The sequence below is a fragment of the Marinobacter lipolyticus SM19 genome (genome assembly GCF_000397065.2).
GTDB lineage: Bacteria > Pseudomonadota > Gammaproteobacteria > Pseudomonadales > Oleiphilaceae > Marinobacter > Marinobacter lipolyticus.
Genome location: NZ_KE007326.1, coordinates 230,763 through 247,132 on the forward strand (window position 1 = coordinate 230,763; position 16,370 = coordinate 247,132).

19 protein-coding genes are annotated in these 16,370 nt (G+C 54.7%); 10 read left to right on the top strand and 9 right to left on the bottom strand.

What is annotated here, in order from left to right; genetic code table 11:
• Positions 1-74: 74 nt before the first annotated feature.
• Positions 75-797 carry a YebC/PmpR family DNA-binding transcriptional regulator gene (locus MARLIPOL_RS13100; protein WP_012138660.1) on the top strand — a complete coding sequence of 241 codons (723 nt, stop codon included), beginning with the start codon at positions 75-77 and terminating at the stop codon, positions 795-797.
• A 67-nt stretch (positions 798-864) separates the two neighbouring features.
• Here MARLIPOL_RS13100 and MARLIPOL_RS13105 read toward each other — a convergent pair whose 3' ends face one another.
• Entirely contained in the window at positions 865-1,470 is a 606-nt protein-coding gene (locus MARLIPOL_RS13105; RefSeq protein WP_012138661.1) for a CAP domain-containing protein, read from the bottom strand.
• 188 nt (positions 1,471-1,658) lie between these two features.
• Between MARLIPOL_RS13105 and MARLIPOL_RS13110 the strand changes: the two genes are divergently transcribed.
• Complete coding sequence (locus MARLIPOL_RS13110; RefSeq protein WP_012138663.1) at positions 1,659-2,396, top strand: glutamine amidotransferase; 738 nt, start codon at positions 1,659-1,661, stop codon at positions 2,394-2,396.
• A 12-nt stretch (positions 2,397-2,408) separates the two neighbouring features.
• Here MARLIPOL_RS13110 and MARLIPOL_RS13115 read toward each other — a convergent pair whose 3' ends face one another.
• Positions 2,409-3,170 (bottom strand): PP2C family protein-serine/threonine phosphatase, encoded by a 762-nt coding sequence (locus MARLIPOL_RS13115; protein ID WP_012138664.1) that lies wholly within the window; start codon positions 3,168-3,170, stop codon positions 2,409-2,411.
• Between the two features lie 89 nt (positions 3,171-3,259).
• Between MARLIPOL_RS13115 and MARLIPOL_RS13120 the strand changes: the two genes are divergently transcribed.
• From MARLIPOL_RS13120 to MARLIPOL_RS13130, 3 genes are all read left to right on the top strand, one after another.
• Positions 3,260-4,708, top strand: coding sequence for a phospholipase D-like domain-containing protein (locus MARLIPOL_RS13120; RefSeq protein WP_012138665.1), 1,449 nt, complete (start codon positions 3,260-3,262; stop codon positions 4,706-4,708).
• A 123-nt stretch (positions 4,709-4,831) separates the two neighbouring features.
• Positions 4,832-5,233 carry a PA2779 family protein gene (locus MARLIPOL_RS13125; RefSeq protein ID WP_012138666.1) on the top strand — a complete coding sequence of 134 codons (402 nt, stop codon included), beginning with the start codon at positions 4,832-4,834 and terminating at the stop codon, positions 5,231-5,233.
• A 28-nt stretch (positions 5,234-5,261) separates the two neighbouring features.
• Positions 5,262-6,266 (top strand): PA2778 family cysteine peptidase, encoded by a 1,005-nt coding sequence (locus MARLIPOL_RS13130; protein WP_012138667.1) that lies wholly within the window; start codon positions 5,262-5,264, stop codon positions 6,264-6,266.
• 4 nt (positions 6,267-6,270) lie between these two features.
• Here MARLIPOL_RS13130 and MARLIPOL_RS13135 read toward each other — a convergent pair whose 3' ends face one another.
• The 6 genes from MARLIPOL_RS13135 to MARLIPOL_RS13160 form a co-directional block, all read right to left on the bottom strand.
• Positions 6,271-6,903, bottom strand: coding sequence for a class I SAM-dependent methyltransferase (locus MARLIPOL_RS13135; protein WP_012138668.1), 633 nt, complete (start codon positions 6,901-6,903; stop codon positions 6,271-6,273).
• Entirely contained in the window at positions 6,900-7,877 is a 978-nt protein-coding gene (locus MARLIPOL_RS13140) for a CobW family GTP-binding protein (RefSeq protein ID WP_012138669.1), read from the bottom strand. Before MARLIPOL_RS13140 ends, MARLIPOL_RS13135 begins: the two co-directional genes overlap by 4 nt.
• Before the next feature lie 80 nt (positions 7,878-7,957).
• Positions 7,958-8,752 (bottom strand): ABC transporter permease, encoded by a 795-nt coding sequence (locus MARLIPOL_RS13145; RefSeq protein WP_012138671.1) that lies wholly within the window; start codon positions 8,750-8,752, stop codon positions 7,958-7,960.
• Positions 8,752-9,363, bottom strand: coding sequence for an ABC transporter ATP-binding protein (locus MARLIPOL_RS13150; protein ID WP_012138672.1), 612 nt, complete (start codon positions 9,361-9,363; stop codon positions 8,752-8,754). The genes MARLIPOL_RS13145 and MARLIPOL_RS13150 overlap by 1 nt, the downstream gene beginning before the upstream one ends.
• A 36-nt stretch (positions 9,364-9,399) precedes the next feature.
• Positions 9,400-9,813, bottom strand: a complete 414-nt coding sequence (gene arfB, locus MARLIPOL_RS13155) for an alternative ribosome rescue aminoacyl-tRNA hydrolase ArfB (RefSeq protein WP_012138674.1) — start codon at positions 9,811-9,813, stop codon at positions 9,400-9,402.
• Between the two features lie 55 nt (positions 9,814-9,868).
• On the bottom strand, positions 9,869-10,768 hold the full coding sequence (locus tag MARLIPOL_RS13160) for a sensor domain-containing diguanylate cyclase (protein WP_186008491.1): 900 nt from the start codon (positions 10,766-10,768) through the stop codon (positions 9,869-9,871).
• A 228-nt stretch (positions 10,769-10,996) separates the two neighbouring features.
• Between MARLIPOL_RS13160 and rluF the strand changes: the two genes are divergently transcribed.
• The 5 genes from rluF (at position 10,997) to MARLIPOL_RS13185 (ending at position 15,969) form a co-directional block, all read left to right on the top strand.
• Positions 10,997-11,896, top strand: coding sequence for a 23S rRNA pseudouridine(2604) synthase RluF (gene rluF / locus MARLIPOL_RS13165; protein ID WP_012138677.1), 900 nt, complete (start codon positions 10,997-10,999; stop codon positions 11,894-11,896).
• A gap of 132 nt (positions 11,897-12,028) precedes the next feature.
• Positions 12,029-13,312 carry a sensor histidine kinase gene (locus MARLIPOL_RS13170; RefSeq protein ID WP_012138678.1) on the top strand — a complete coding sequence of 428 codons (1,284 nt, stop codon included), beginning with the start codon at positions 12,029-12,031 and terminating at the stop codon, positions 13,310-13,312.
• Positions 13,309-13,752, top strand: a complete 444-nt coding sequence (locus tag MARLIPOL_RS13175; RefSeq protein ID WP_082446185.1) for a response regulator — start codon at positions 13,309-13,311, stop codon at positions 13,750-13,752. The genes MARLIPOL_RS13170 and MARLIPOL_RS13175 overlap by 4 nt, the downstream gene beginning before the upstream one ends.
• On the top strand, positions 13,736-15,511 hold the full coding sequence (locus tag MARLIPOL_RS13180) for an EAL domain-containing response regulator (protein WP_012138681.1): 1,776 nt from the start codon (positions 13,736-13,738) through the stop codon (positions 15,509-15,511). The genes MARLIPOL_RS13175 and MARLIPOL_RS13180 overlap by 17 nt, the downstream gene beginning before the upstream one ends.
• A 32-nt stretch (positions 15,512-15,543) precedes the next feature.
• Positions 15,544-15,969 carry a response regulator gene (locus tag MARLIPOL_RS13185; RefSeq protein ID WP_055688137.1) on the top strand — a complete coding sequence of 142 codons (426 nt, stop codon included), beginning with the start codon at positions 15,544-15,546 and terminating at the stop codon, positions 15,967-15,969.
• Positions 15,970-16,011: 42 nt separating this feature from the next.
• Here MARLIPOL_RS13185 and MARLIPOL_RS13190 read toward each other — a convergent pair whose 3' ends face one another.
• Positions 16,012-16,356: a YdbL family protein gene (locus MARLIPOL_RS13190; protein ID WP_012138683.1), complete on the bottom strand. Its 345-nt coding sequence runs from the start codon at positions 16,354-16,356 to the stop codon at positions 16,012-16,014.
• Positions 16,357-16,370 lie beyond the last annotated feature (14 nt).

A 16,370-nucleotide genomic window follows, 5' to 3' on the forward strand; every position in this document is an offset into this window, starting at 1 on the left:
AAAGAAAGCCTGTAACCGGACCCGCTTGTTGAGTAAAATCCAGCTCTTTCCGAACGATATAAAGAGGCAGCGCAATGGGCAGAGCCTACCAAAACCGTAAAGATTCCATGGCCAAAACGGCTGCGGCAAAAACCAAGGTGTACAGTAAATACGGGCGCGAGATCTACATGTGCGCCAAGTCCGGAGGTACCGACCCTGACGGCAACCTGTCCCTGCGCGGACTGATTGACCGGGCCAAGAAGGATCAAGTGCCGTCACACGTTATCGACAAAGCCCTCGATAAAGCAAAGGGTGGCGCCGGCGAGGACTATTCACCGGCCCGATACGAAGGGTACGGCCCCGGCAACTGCATGGTAATCGTCGATTGCCTCACTGATAACCCGAATCGGACGTTCGGTGATGTCCGCCTGGCATTCACCAAGACCAAATGCAAAATCGGCACCCCTGGCGCAGTGGCGCACATGTTCGATCACTGCGCCATCTTCGCTTTTAAAGGCGACGATGAGGAAGCGGTGCTGGAAGCCCTGATGGAAGCGGATGTTGATGTCACGGACATTGAGAATGAAAACGGCCTAATCACCATCTTCACCCCCAACACCGAGTACGCCAAAGCAAAGCAGGCTCTGGTGGATGCGATCGAGGGTATTGATTTTGAAGTGGACGAGATCCAGTTCCTGCCCAAGACCTCCACCCCGGTGGAAGGTGATGATGTGGCAATGTTCGAGAAGTTCCTCGACATGCTCAATGACCTGGACGACGTGCAGAACGTTTACCACAACGCAGAACTGCCCGAGTAATTCAACTCCGCATAAAAAAGCCCTGCAGCTCAATTGAGCTGCAGGGCTTTTTTATTACGGCACGATGTTACTTCGCAGTGGCAAAAACCTGGGTCCAGTAATTATCGTAATCGGCGGAGCTGACATCCACCCGCTTAACAGCGAACTGGGTAAACCGGGGATCCATAATATTTCGGCAATGGCCAGGGCTGTCCAGCCACGCCTGAACCACCGTATCCACATCGTCATACCCGGCGGCGACATTCTCGCCCACAACGGACCAATCGTAACCGGTTGCAGTCACCCGCGCCCCTACCCGTAAACCGTCGGAACCCAGATGGCTAAAAAAGTTGTTGGACGCCATGTCATTGCTGTGATGAGCGGCAGCTGCTTCAATCGGGCAGTTGTAGGTTAAAGGCTCGGCTGCCGCAAACTCTTCAGCGCCGCAGCTTCTTGCAGCGGCACGTGCAGCATTTACTTTGCTAAGCATGTCCGCCTGATACTGGTCCACTTCGCATCCGGCGATCACGATTGCCTCTTCGATCCCCTCCTCCTTCTGACTCTCCGGGGACGCTTCAGAGCTGTTGGCCACCGCTGAGGAGTGATCGCTTTCAGAAGAACTGCCACTACTGCCGCAAGCTGTCAGAAATATGGCCGACACCAGAAGAGCAGTAGACGTCAAATATTTACCCATTTCTTGCCACCCATTGAGTCAAAAATTCATCAATCAAATGTACACAAAAGCGCTTGTCATAAAAGTGCGCAGCTCACCAGAACTACAACTCATTACAAAGCCTTACCTATGAACAAAGACACTTATGGAACTCGCACAGAGTGCGATATGATCACGATCTTTTACGTGAACAAGGCGGGATCAGATTCATGCCCAAAAGCCAGGCACCCAGCATTCCCCGGTTGGCAATAGTGAAAACCGGTTCCACGTATCCCTCAATCAAGGCAAAGTTCGGTGATTTCGATCACTGGTTTGTCCGGGAGCTGGGCGAGGGGCTGGATATATCCGTGGTCAACGTAGCGGCAGGAGAATCCCCGGGACACCCGGAACAGTGGGACGGCATACTCGTCACCGGCTCGCCGGCGATGGTCAGCGAGGGAGCAGACTGGAGCGAGCGAACCGCCCTCTGGCTTGCCAGCGCGGTCAACCTCCAGATCCCCTTGCTAGGGGTATGTTATGGACACCAATTGCTGGCGCATGCGTTCGGTGGTGACGTGGGTTATCACCCACAGGGTCGGGAAAGTGGCACCTTTGGCGTGAAGCTTTTCGATTCCGCCAAAACGGACCCACTCCTCGGGCAGATGCCGATACAATTTCAGGCGCAACTGACTCATCGGCAATCCGTTCTTCGACTTCCGGAAAGCGCTGTATTGCTGGCAAAAAATGAGTTTGAACCTCACCAGGCCTTTCGCATTGGACATTGCGCGTGGGGAGTCCAGTTCCATCCGGAGTTCACGCCGGAAATCATGAAAGCGTATCTGGACGTGCAGTCACCAGATCTTGAAACTGAAAACCAGGACGCCAGTGCACTGATCTCATCGGTGGCCGACACCCCGGAAGCCACCGGCCTGCTCAAACGGTTTGCGGAGCTGGTTCAGAATCGCTGACGCCACCGACGGCTAATTCCGAGTCAATAAAACAACAGACACGTTATCGGCGGCGCGGTTGTCCAGGCTGGCGTTAACCATTGCCTCTGCCACGCTATGCGTGTCCTTGTACTTATCCAATATATCGGGCCATAGCTGATCCGGTAATGCATTGGTCAGGCCGTCAGAACACAGAAGCAACCTGTCCCCGACTCCGATTTTGACACATTGATAGCTTGCCCGGATCGACGAAGGCGCTCCAAGCGCCCTGGTCAGCACATTACGGAACGGCATATGCGGCACATCAATGGCCGCGATACTGCCGTCATCCAGCATATCCTGGACTACGGTATCGTCACGGGTCAGGCACGTTACACGACGGCCCTGCAAAAGGTAACAACGGGAATCTCCCACATGAGCCACATGCCCCCGGCCTTCAATCACCCACGCCATCACCAGGGTTGTTCCCATCTTGTCCAGGCTGGCATCTCCGGCCCGACCTTCAATGATGCTGTCGTTGGCCAGTGTCACACAGTCCTGCAGAATCATGCGTATGGCGTCATCGCTTAGCCCGCCATAACTGGACGTCGGCTCCTGTAATCTGGGCGCCATGGTTTCCAGGACTGACTCCATTGCCAGCCGGCTGGCAATATCACCACCGTGATACCCACCCATACCGTCAGCCACGAGCAACAACGCCTGGCGGCCATCCTGGCCCAGTTGCCAGGCCACAACATCCTGATTGGAGCTCCGAACCGTACCGATATCACTCAGGCCGGAAATGTCATAATGCATCCGGACGCCTCCTTCTTCGGCAAAGACGAAAGGACCTCTGGTGCAGTATAGTCTCTACAAACTGCCTCTAAGAGCCCGGAAGCTTACTCATGACATTGAAGTTGCTGTTCGCGATGTTTGTGCTGGTTATTATCGGTACCGGTCTGTACCACTCCTTCAAACCTCTGCCTCCAGGTGTCGGGTACCGCGGATCGGAAGCACCCCTGGCCGACGCAAAACTGCTGACCGATACCACTATTCACAGCGCGGACGGTAGTACCCGACTTGACCATGAGATCTTTGACGAGGTATTTCGCCTGATTGGCCAGGCCAATCGGTTCGTTCTGGTGGACATGTTCCTTTTCAACGACAGCAAACCGGAAGGGGTCACGCACCGCCCCCTCGCCCACCAGCTCACCGAAGCCCTCATTCAGCGAAAGCTGGCCGAACCCGATATTCAAATCATCGTGGTCTCCGATCCGATCAACACCTTCTATGGTGGCACCCCCTCCCCATGGTTCTCACGACTGAGCGAAGCAGGCATTCAGGTCGTGGAAACGGACCTGACCAGACTGAGGGACAGCAACCCTGTCTGGTCCGCATGGTGGCGGGTATGCTGCCAGTGGATGGGTAACTCGGCGACTTCAGGCTGGCTTCCCAACGCTCTCGGTGGAGGCCCTGCAACCATCCGAAGCTATCTTGCCCTGCCTAACTTTAAAGCTAATCATCGCAAACTTATTGTGGTAGATGAGGGCGACAATTTACGAGGACTGGTCACCTCCGCCAACCCCCACGACGGTAGCAGCCGGCACAGCAACATCGGGTTGAGCTTCACCGGCCCTGCAATTACCAGCCTTCTGGAAAGTGAAAAGGCCGTCCTGGCCCTGTCCAGAGCCGAAACCGGGATAGTAGAGCGAATGATTGACAGCCGTAACTGGAGCGGCGGATTCGCTGCCCCTCCATCCGCGGATACTCTTCAGGTAGTGACAGAGTCCGCCATTCTATCCAGTGCGCTGGATATCATTGAGTCATCAGTCTCTGGGGATCAAATCGACATGGCGATTTTCTACCTGTCGCACCGCAGGATCATTAATGCCCTTATCGAAGCCCGGCAGCGTGGCGTTCAGGTCCGCGTCCTGCTGGATGCGAACAACGATGCCTTCGGCCTGGCCAAAAATGGCATTCCCAACCGGCCCGTCGCAGCAGAACTGGTCCGCTCGGGCATATCGGTGCGCTGGTGTCATACCCGCGGTGAGCAATGCCATTGCAAACTGCTTATTAAACGAAACGATGCTGATGCCGTGGACGTCCTGCTTGGCTCAGCGAACTTCACCCGCCGCAACCTGGACGACCTGAACCTGGAAACCAGCGTTCATCTGCGTTCCAGGGCCTCATCACCTGTGGTGCAGAAAGCAATCCGTTTCTTCGAAGCACACTGGCATCAGGGGCCCGATAGTGAGACGGTAATGAGCCTTCCCTACGAAACCTGGGCCGATGAATCCACACTCAAGTACTGGCGTTATCGACTGATGGAAGCTTCCGGTCTGTCCACATTTTGATACTGGAAAACCATACCTAGCCTGTAACTATGAAATGCATATGACAAAGCATTAAGTTGATCCAGATCAACCCACTGATCTATCGTGGAAAGCAGACCATAACCGAAAAAACAGGAGCGAGAGATGCAGACAATCCGCAAGAACCTGAGACATGTATCGTTCTTTCTGGCCATCCTCATGGCCATGACAACGGTTTGGTCATCCGCTGCGACAGCCGACGTGATTGGTACCGGGGAGCTGCTGACCGAACAGCGTGTCGACCTGGACCGCGAATCTCTCCTGAACATGCTCGAGCAGCAGGAGGTCAAGGACAAACTGGCGGACATGGGAGTGAGTCAGGAGGTTGTCGAAGAACGAATCCAGAACCTGACGCCCTCGGAACTGGCGGAATTCGAGCAACAACTGGCGCAAGCCGAGGTGGGTGAAGGAGTTGTGGGCATTATCGTCCTGTTCCTCCTGGTGTTCATCATCACCGACATGCTGTGTGCGACCAACCTGTTCTCGTTCATTAACTGTATTCGCTAAAGCTCGCTGCCAGGTACGCTGAAATCCAGTGATTATTTACCGCCTCCGCAGCCTGTCCGGATTTTTGATCAGCCTGACGCTGGTCATGCTTCTGGCAGGCTGCGCCAGCAGCCCGAAATGGCCAGAACAAACAGCCGCCGGCAGCACTGCGACTATTCATAAACGAACACTCCTCCGCTCCGTTCCCTTTTACCCGCAGGAGCGATACCAGTGTGGCCCCGCCTCCCTCGCGATGATGCTGAATGCCCGCGGTGTTGAGACTAACCCGGAAATACTGAAAGAGCTGGTTTATCTACCCGGGGCGAAGGGAAGCTTACGCGTCGAACTGGTAGCGGGGGCCAGAAGCCATGGCATGTTAGTCTACGAACTGGATGGAACGCTGGAAAACCTGCTCTCGGAGGTCGCTGCCGGGAATCCGGTTCTGGTGATGCAAAACCTGGGATTCAACTGGTGGCCACAATGGCATTTTGCCGTCGTAATCGGCTTCGATCCGGAAGAGCGTCACATCATACTCCACACCGATACCCGCGAACGCCATGAGCAAAACCTGACCGTCTTCAATAAAACCTGGAGCCGGGCCGAACGCTGGTCCGCGGTTGTGATGAAGCCGGATCAATTGCCTGCCACCGCGAAGCCACTGAATTACCTGATGGCCGCCAATGACCTGGAGACCACCGGCCGCACCTTTGCCGCCATGACGGCCTACAGAACAGCAGAGGCACAATGGCCTGACCAGCCTGCCGCCCCGATGGGGCAAGGTAATATTTCATACTCGCAAGCCGATTGGACAACGGCCGTTGAGCATTACCAACGGATGACCGAACGGTTTCCCGAAGTCGCCCCCGGCTGGTACAACCTGTCCCAGGCGCTCGACCGGGCCGATTGCCCTTCCCAGGCCAGGGAGGCTGCCTCTTGCGCCGCAACACTGGCGCCGGGACGTTTTGATGCCCCCTCAGACCAAGCCCAGAAAACTTCCCCTTCGGACAACAACAGCTGCCCTGTGATCCGCTGCCCCAAGCCCGTCAACCAGTAACTCTTCAGGGCTTGCGGAACAGGACTACGTCCTTGACCGGCACCTCCATGGTCCACTCCAGGCTGTCTGCCAACCAGGCCATGGTCGCTTCTCGATAAAACACCACATGGGTGGGATCGCGGCGATAGTGCCAGTTGGCGAATTTGCTGTCGTCGTTCTGAAAACAGGTCATCACTCCCAGCAAGCCACCAGGCTTCAGCAGGCGATTCAGTTCGAGAAACACCTCATGAGGGCGGTGCAAATGCTCCACCACTTCCGTGCAGGTGACAAAGTCATAGCACTGATCCAGTGCTGTTGGCTCAGGATGAAAGAACGGATCATAGAGACTGACGCTCATGCCTGCGGCTTCCATCATCCGTGCCAGCGCCGGCCCCGGTCCGCAGCCGAAATCCAGTCCGTGGGCGCCTTCAGGCAGCCGCTCCAGTAATGGCACCGTCAGCTTGGACAGGAATCGCCGGTATCCGGGATCATCCGGATGATTATCGTGCAAATCGTAGATCTCGCGCTCCTGCTCCGGCGTCAGCCAGTGAGCAGGATCCATCACCGTTGCTTCGCATACCGGACAACGAGAATAGACGGTGTCCTTCACCCGTTGAAAAGACTGCAGTTCTCCAGATTCGCACACAGGGCAGGTCATGCACTCAACGCCCTGAGCTGATGATCAAGCGCTTCCGCATCCAGCGACTGAGAGGCTATCATTTCGATCCGTGACATCTCCCGGGCCTCGGTTTCGACCACCGAAAGAGCGCCGTCTGCCATATTCACCGCACGCCAGCCATTGGTGCAGTGAACAACGGCCTTGCAGCGCGACAGCCGATCATCCAGGGCCAGTGCCAGAAGACCATTCTCATCCAGTATCAGGTCCGGATGAATGCGCCAGCCGACACTGAAATAGCCCTGCCCCTTATTGCTTACTCGCTGCCAGGGCTCATCAGTAATCGACACGGCCGGGTCAGGTTTTGGTTGGTGATCGTGATGGTGGTGAGCCCGGGGATCCGTCACTTCCCGCAGGTCGGTGTTGCCGTCAAGCCATTCCGGCGCCAGACGCCCGAAACTGGTGTGACAAATTGCCTGCTTGGAAGGTTCAAGCTCCGCTGCCCAACGATCGAAAGCAGCCAACTGTTCAGGTGAACAAGTGTCGATCTTGTTAGCCACCAGGATATCGGCTGCCGCCACCTGATCGCGGAACTGTACGTTCTCAACCACCCGGGGCTCCTCCAGGCGGCGAGGGTCCACCAGGCCAATCACCGGGCCAAGGGCAAGGACATCCTGATAGTGTTCGCTGGTCAGGGTGTCGATGATCTGTGACGGATGCCCCAGGCCGGTCGGCTCAATCAGCAGGCGGTCCGGTTTGGCTTTGTGGATAAGTTGATTGAGACCAATCTGCATAGGCAATCCGGCCACACAGCACATACAGCCACCGGGAACTTCGCGGACAAACGCCCCTTCGGTCTCAAGCAAGGCGCCATCAATACCGACCTCACCAAATTCATTAACCAGAACGGCCCAGACTTCCCCTTCCGGCCGGTTTTTCAGCAAATCGAGTATGGCAGTGGTCTTACCCACCCCAAGAAAGCCGAGGATCAGATTGGTGGGAATCGGTGTCTTCATGGAGCAACTCGTAGCGGATGTTCTGCGGATTATTGTTATACTATAACACCCGCCAGGCCGAAGCGAAATGCGGCGTCAGATTATCCCGACAGGCGATCGAGGCGTAGGCGTTCCCGATCATCAAACAGACGGCGGCTACCCCATGCCACCGCCATCAGTGTGCCAAATCCGGTGCCAACGGTAATAGTGAGCATCACCAGAATCTGGTATTTAACGGCCACCGCTGGTGGGCTCCCGGCCAGGATTTGCCCCGTCATCATACCCGGTAGACTGACAATGCCGGCCGCCGCCATCGCATTGATCGAGGGCATCATCCCGCTGCGCATGGCATCCCGGCGGATATCCCCCACCGCCTGTTGCCAGGGCTGCCCAAGCATCAGGCGGTTCTCAATGACAGCACGCTGGCGCCAGACCGCTTCGGTTAAACGATCCAGACTCAGGGCAACACCGGTCATGGTGTTGCCCAGCATCATTCCCAGAAGCGGAATCGCGTATTGGGGGGCGTACCATGGGTTCGGCCCGATCACCACGGTCAGGGTCAATATCGTCACTGCAAAGGAGGACAGGAACATGGCCCCAGTGCCAATACCAAATGCCCAGCCACCGGTCAGCCGGTGCTGTTGCCTCGCCATGACCTCCCTGCCAGCTACCAGCAACATCACCAGAGCCATGAGAGCAATCCAGTGCAAACCGGAAGACGCAAACAGAGCTTCCAGCACCAGACCAATCAACGCCAGCTGAACACCGGTGCGAAGGCTGGCGATCAACAGGCTTCTGGTTACGCCCAGGCGACCGAGGAAGGTGAAGACCGCCAACAGCATGATCATTCCGGCAGCCAGCGCCAGCTTCCACCACTCCAGGTCAATAACACCCATCAACAGGCCTCCAGCCCATGACCGCGAATAGTGAAGTGACGACTGGCAACCCGCCGTATCTGCTCCCGGTCATGGGCAACCCAGAGCACTGGTAACTGGCGCTGCATAATTTCCTGCTTTAACCAGTGTTCCGTCAAGGCCACCGAATCAGCATCCAGGTTCGCCGTTGGTTCGTCCAGAAGCAATGCTGACGGGTTCATGGCCATTGCCCGCAGCAGCGCCAAACGCTGCTTCTCGCCGGACGATAAACGACTCACGGACCAGCCCATCACGTCTTGATCAAAGCCCAGATCCGCAACCGTTAGAGCATGATGTCCGTTCACACTGTCGACAACGGGAAAATGGTCGCCCACCCGCTCAGCCCACCACTGACTTTCTGCGGGCACCATAATCACGAGGTGTCGCCATTGGTGGCCCGGAACAGCGCTCTGCCTGGTATCACCCAACCAGGCGAAACCGCCATGGGCATCCAGATCCGCCACCGCTCTCAGTAAGCGGCTTTTACCGCTGCCGGACCGACCGGACAGACACACTATCTCGCCAGCCGGCACGGTTATGGATACGTTCTCCAGAGAGCCAATGGACAGGTCTTCGAGCCGAAGGTCGGGCATGAACAGAGCATCCTTTACAGGTCAGAATACCAGGCGTCAGAGATTGACTTTACCCCTGAGTGCCTTGGTTTTTCCTTTCCGGGTTTTACTGTCAACACGGCGGCGTTGAGAAGACTTCGTGGGCCGCGTGGGGCGCCGGGCTTTCTGCTGCTTCACTGCTTCCTGGATCAGCTCCTTCAGACGCTCCAGCGCGTCTTCTTTGTTAAGCTCCAGGGTACGGTATGACTGTGCCTTGATCACCACAATGCCGTCTTTACTGATACGCTGATCGGACAAGGCCATCAGACGCTCTTTATAGAACGGTGGCAAAGTGGAGTGGAGGATATCAAAACGGAGGTGTACCGCCGATGCCACCTTGTTTACATTCTGGCCGCCGGCGCCCTGGGCACGAATCTGTGTGATCTCGATTTCCCAGTCAGCCAGTTCAACGGAATTGGAAATTTTCAGCATAGCTCAGCTCAAGGTTTGATGGCTCTAATGTCCCGCCTGGCCATCCAAATGAGCCTTACGTTAAAGAATCCTGCGAGATAACACAATTTCGTCCAGCGGCTTTGCCAGCATAGAGAGCGTTGTCGGCCCGCCGCATCAGCGAATCGTAGGAGGTGTCTGCTGGTGTGAATGAGGCTACGCCTACGGTTATGGTGGAGTGGAAGGTTATGCCATCGAGCCTGAACTCCACTTGTTCTATGCGTTTGCGAATTCGTTCGGCAAATGTCACCGCATCCTGCAGGTTTGTATTCGGCAGGATGATCGCAAATTCTTCACCGCCCACTCGGCACGCCACATCCATAGGCCGCAGTTCCTCATGAATCAGTTTCGCGGCATCAACCAGCACCCGATCTCCGGCCGCATGACCATACTGATCATTGATGACTTTGAACCTGTCGAAATCGTACATCACGACTGAAGCCGGGAGGCCGGAACGGGTATATGCCGAGAACTGAGCCCTGAGCTGGGCTTTGAAGTGCTTCCTGTTATAGAAGCCAGTCATTTCGTCGGTCAGGGACTCCAGGGTTAGCCGATCTTCCAGCTCACGCTGGTAGGTAACGTCCCGGACCAGGGCCATGGCCACTCGGACGCCATCCAGCATGATCGAGTTGATCATGATATCTACCGGCACCTCGGTGCCATCGGCGCGCAATCCCGAGAAGCGTCCTCCGGCCCCCATTGGGCGGGCATGAGGGCCGCGGAAATAACCTTTCACATTCCTTTTGTGCCCATCCTGCAGGTGCACCGGGATCAGCATTTTCAGGTCAGCCCCTTCCAGAGCATCTACAGGGTAGCCAAACATCTCGCCAGCACGGGAGTTGACCAGAACGATCTTATGGTCTGCATTGGCAATAACGACGGCATCTGGCAAGGATTCAATAAATGGCAACAAACCCTGAGAAGTTGTGACGAGCAAGTTGACGCATTCTTTGCCGGGCATAATGGTGGGGCACCCTAAGGGAATAATGACTTATCGTTCATAATAATACATGCATCACTGCAAAATACCTCGCAAACATAAAAGATTTGACCTTATATAACATAAACGGTCGACCAGCCCTCCACTGACGCCGCACAGAGACCCTGCTATCATTCTCCGCAATATCTGAACGTTGAACGCAAGCTCATACATCACAGGACCTCCATGACCTCCGGCAACAGTACCCGCCTGAATAAATTCATCAGTGAAAGTGGCCTGTGTTCGCGCCGCGAGGCTGACCGTTATATTGAGCAGGGCAATGTCCGCATAAATGGCAAACCAGCAACTGTCGGTGACCAGGTATTGCCTGGTGATACGGTCAAGGTGAACGGACAGATCATTCAGCCGCGGTCGGAAGAAGACCTGGTTTTTATCGCCCTGAACAAACCGGTCGGGATCGTCAGTACCACCGACAGCGCTGAAAAACACAACATCCAGAGGTTCGTTGGCCACAGCGAACGGATCTTTCCTATCGGCCGACTGGACAAGGATTCCCAGGGCCTGATCTTCATGACCAGCAATGGGGATCTGGTCAACAAGATCCTCCGGGCCGGCAACAATCACGAAAAGGAATACCTGGTCACGGTCGACAAACCAATTACCAGGGAATTCATCCAGGGCATGGCCGGCGGCGTTCCCATACTCGGTACCGTGACCAGGCAGTGCAAGGTGAATCAGGAGTCCCGCTTTGTCTTTCGCATCACCCTGATTCAGGGGTTGAACCGGCAGATTCGCCGGATGTGCGAGCACTTCGGCTACGAAGTCACCAAACTTGAACGTATCCGCATCATGAACGTCAGCCTGAAAGGGCTTGCGGTGGGACAGTGGCGGGATCTGACCCCAAAAGAACTGGCGGAACTGTTTGATGCGATCCGGGGTTCGTCCTCGGAAGCACCACCACCAAAAAAAACAGCACCCAAGCCCCGTCAGAACAACCCACGAAAACACATAGGAAAAATCCCGGGGAAACCAAACAAGCCGCACAAACACGGCGATAAGAAGTCTACCGGATCCGGGAAAAAGCAAAAACCTGGCAAACCAAGACAGCGCAGCGTCAAGCGCTGACACGGCGCAAGGATGAAATCGGTAACCAGTACTAGACTATAGAGGTATGATCTAACTTAAAGCACCTTGCCGTATATCAAGCTTCAACTTGGGCGGCGTTGCAAAAGCGGATACAACAAAAAGGAGCCACCTGTGACTGATCCCGCCAATGGTCTGAGTGAGTGGTTTGACGTAACTTTTATGGGGCACGGTCACTGCTACTTGTGGCGCCCGGACCTCGTTCTTCTGCATTCTGTATCTGACATCCTCATTGCGGTAGCCTATTTCACAATCCCCGTTGCCCTCTACGTACTGGTGCTCAAACGCAAGGATCTGGAATATCAGTGGATGTTCGTCCTGTTTGCCCTGTTCATCTTTGCCTGTGGCACCACTCACCTTCTGTCCGTATGGAACATATGGCATGGCGATTATTACCTCTCCGGTGCAGTCAAGGCTGTTACCGCCATTGTATCCATCCTGACCGCGGCACTGATCTGGCCACTGATTCCCAAGGCGCTCGCCCTGCCCAGACCTATGGAACTTCAGAAAGCCAATAGCGATCTACAGACCGAGATCAACCTGCGCAAAGCGTCTGAAAGCAATCTCCGGTCAGCTCGAAATGAGTTACAGGAGCATGTAAAGGAATTATTGGAAGCAAAGAAACAACTTGAAATGGAAATTGCATACCGTCGAAAGGCAGAAGAGAAAGAGAAAGCCAAATCCCTCGCGCTTGAGCGATCAAACGAAGACCTCGAGCAGTTTGCTTTCATCGCTTCACACGATCTCAGGGAGCCCTTGAGAAAACTTATGTCCTTTACGCAACTTCTGTCCTCGGGACGCTACGGAAGCTTCGACGAAAAAGGGCAGCAATTCGTCTATTACATTCGTGACGCCGCAGAGCGCATGGAAGCCCTGATCAATAGCCTTCTGGCCTACAGCCGGGTTACGACACAGAGCCGTGATTACGAAGATGTCTCGTTTGCAGAGCTCACAGCTGAAGCCGAACGGGACCTGCAACTTCGAATTGAAGAGTGTGGTGCCCACATCGAGAAAGATATCGAGGGTTCGGTGCAGGGAAATCAATCCCAGCTCAGACAGGTGATTCAGAATCTGATGAGTAATGCCCTCAAATACCGGTCACCTGATACGCCGCCGGTTATCCGAATTACCGGGGCTCCGATCTCCAAGGACACCTATCGGTTAACCGTTTCAGATAACGGCATAGGATTTGACCCGCAGTACAGCAACCAGATCTTCGAGGTATTCAAACGTCTCCATGGACGAGATGAGTATGAGGGAACCGGTATGGGCCTGGCCATCTGCAAAAAAGTCATTGAGCGACATGGTGGCCAGATAACGGCCACGAGCAAGATTGGGGAAGGTTCAACGTTCCAGATCGATCTGCCCATCAATCACCGGGGGACATTTTCCGCATGAGACCAATCACGATTTTAATGGCCGACGACGACCCTCTGGATCGCATGCTGACCCAGGAAGCCTTCCTGGAAAGCAAATCCATTAATCCCCTGTATTTTGTGGAGAATGGAGAGGAGCTCCTGAACTATTTGCATCGGGTGCCTCCTTATAATGCGGAAGAACACCCTTTTCCGGACCTGATTCTGCTTGATCTGAACATGCCCAAAAAGGACGGTCGAGATTGTTTGATCGAAATCAAAAACAATCCGGAATTAAAACATATACCGATCATCGTCCTGACCACTTCCAATCGGGAAGAAGAGGTTTTCAGAAGCTATGACCTGGGCGCCAGTTCCTTTATATCGAAGCCGGTCGATTTTGAAAAACTGGTCGGTCAGATAAAAATCTTCAACAGCTATTGGTGTTCCATCGTGGAGTTACCCGATGTCAACGAACAATGAGTTCAACGTTGTCGTCATCGAAGACGACAACGCCGACTTCATCATTCTGGAAAGTCTTCTTCAGGCGTCTCAGCGATTTCGTTTCAAGCTCACGCACGTAAAAAGCTTTCAGCAAGCACAGCAGTTTCTTACCGAAGCAAGCCATGACATTTTCCTGCTGGATTATTTTCTGGGTGCCGACACGGCCATCGACTTTCTGAAGGAAGCATCACTATTACACATACCGCAGCCGGTTGTCGTACTGACCGGTGCAGATTCAGGCCGAATTGACGATGAAGTGATCAACCTCGGGGCTGCCGATTTCATTCCCAAAAATGAACTGTCCACGTCGCTGCTTGAGCGCACCATTCATCATGCGGTGGAGCACAAACGTGCGGAGATCAATCTGGAACGACTGGCCAAACGTGACCCATTGACCGGACTTGGCAACCGCTTGCTGTTTGAAGAGATGCTGGAAGCGTCATTAGCGCGAGCTGAGCGAAAGAAAGGCAAGCTGGCCGTGCTTTTCCTGGATCTTGACCGTTTCAAGGAAATTAACGACTCCCTGGGGCACCCAACCGGCGACCTGCTGCTTACCCTGATTGCAGATCGCATACGCAAAGTCATCCGCAATTCCGATTTCGCCGCCAGAATTGGTGGAGATGAATTCACGATCCTGGTCGACGAAATTCATGCCTATGAAGACGCTGTGCTGGTGGCTAACAAACTGCTCGAAGCGATTGCCCCACCAACCGCGATCCGCGGCCACGAACTGAATATATCGGCCAGCATCGGCATCGCCCTGTATCCAGAGAACGGAAAAACCCCCATCAAGCTGATGCAAAAGGCAGATATTGCGCTCTACGAAGCCAAGCGCCACGGGATCAACCGGTTACAGTGTTTCACCGCCAGGTTACAAACCCAGCTGGAAAAAAGTATCAGACTTGAGAAGGGGTTGCGCCGGGCACTGGAGCACAACGAATGCGAGCTCTACCTGCAGCCCAAATGGAACCTCTGCGATCAGAAGATTATCGGTTTTGAAGCCCTGCTCCGCTGGCTCGAGGATGAAGGGGGCGTCAAACGTTTTATTTCACCGACCGAATTTATCCCGGTTGCGGAAAAAACCGGGCTGATCATCCCTCTGGGTGAATGGGTCATTTATCAGGCGTGCAAGCTGCTGAAAGCCTGGGAAGCGCAGGGAATCTCTCATTACCCGATTGCCATCAATGTATCCCCGCTCCAACTCAAGTCCGGCAACTTCGGCGCATCTCTTAAGGCCATTCTGGATGAAGAGGGAATACCAGCACACCTGCTTGAAATAGAATTGACCGAAGAAACCCTGGTGGATATCTATTCTGAGGATGATAACGCCCTGGAAGAACTGGAACAGATAAGATCAACCGGCGCGAGGATCTCGATTGACGACTTCGGCACGGGGTATTCTTCGCTGAAATACCTGAAGCATTTCCCCTCGGATTATCTAAAAATCGACAAAAGTTTTGTCTCTGTAGAGGGCATGGATTCTCTGGCGGAGCCGGCGATTTGCCGGGCCATTGTCACCATGGCTGAATCACTGGGTATGCAGGTCATTGCGGAGGGAATTGAAACGGATAAGCAGCTTCAGGCTCTCACTGCTATCAAATGCAGTATGGGGCAAGGCTACTTGATCGCAAAGCCGATGCCAGCGGAACAGGCCTTGCTGTTCGCGCAAAACCACAACGGTATGGAGCGGGAGCAACCAGTCCCATCACCATCAGCGGGGGAGAACGACAGTCAATGAACATGTCCGCCAACCCAGGGAATGATGGACGAATGGAATCATCACCCCGTAAAAAACGGTTCAGAATCGCACTCCTGGCTTCCGCCGAAGGAGAGCGGGAGGAGCTGACCGACGCCTTGCAAGTCAACTCATTGGGGCACGAACTGCTGATTTTCGAGAACCCGGATCAGCTGTTTGAAGCACTCGACACCTCATTGCCCAACCTGCTCATGATCGCCCAGCACGACGGCAAGTGGTCCAGCGCTGATGTTCTGGCCCGCGTCAAACAGACACCAACGATAAAGGCCATTCCCGTTATCGTTTTCTACCGACAAAGTACTTCGCCCAATACCCCGGAACTCTACCGGCTTGGAGCCGCATCGGTTATTCATATGCCTCTGCGGTTTGAAGGCTTAATCCAGATTGTCCAGGTCATGGAAGATTACTGGTTCAATGTGACGTCGCCTCTCTCACTGTAGCGACAACGCCAGCTCCGAACCCCAGACAGAAACGTCACGGTTCTATTTTTGCACCCACTGCCCTTCAATCAGCACGAACTGACCAGAGGGCGTTTTCTCGATTGCCTTCTTTCCGGCCACCGTTTCTACCTGCGTTACCGGAATGTTGTGTTTTTCCGCAATGCGGGTGTACTCATCCCTGCGGGCACTGTTGATGGCTTCCACGACCTCGCGGGCCTGCCCGTCGGCACGGACCACGTCAAGGTAGCCTGTCGGCGTCTCCCCCACCAGGCCCTGTTGCTTGACGGATTCCAGCTTCTGCTTGGCTTCATCCAGCCCCATGGAGAACGCCGGCACACTCATCGCGATCGCCAGAATGAACGCACCCAGTTGTATCAGTCGTTTCATATTCAACCCCTTGC